At 81.9% G+C, this 281-nt stretch carries 1 protein-coding gene; it reads right to left on the bottom strand.

From position 1 onward, the window contains the following. Positions 1-281, bottom strand: a 281-nt coding sequence (locus D0817_RS25970) for a hypothetical protein (RefSeq protein WP_202866556.1), incomplete at both ends; no start/stop codon positions are given.

Genomic DNA, 281 nt, shown 5'->3' with positions numbered 1-281 from the left:
CCCCGGGGCCGAGCAGGGTGCAGTCGACGCCCTCGGCGCAGCGCGCGAGCGCGCCCAGCGCGCCGGCGCACACCCGCAGGCGCGCCGGCGCGGGCAGGTCGAGCAGCAGCGCCTCGCGCGCCAGGTGGGTGGCCAGCCAGCCGGGCGCGGCGCCCTCGGGCAGCGCCACGCTGCGCACCGCCTCCAGTGCGCCGCCGCCGGTCGCGCCGAGCGTGAGCACCCGCTCCTGCAGCAGCGCGAACCAGGCGCCGTCGCCGAGCGCGCCGTGCCAGCGGTTCCAG

The organism is Flavobacterium cupreum, from assembly GCF_003996965.1.
Taxonomy (GTDB): domain Bacteria; phylum Bacteroidota; class Bacteroidia; order Flavobacteriales; family Flavobacteriaceae; genus Flavobacterium; species Flavobacterium cupreum.
This window is presented reverse-complemented; position numbering and strand designations above follow the sequence as displayed.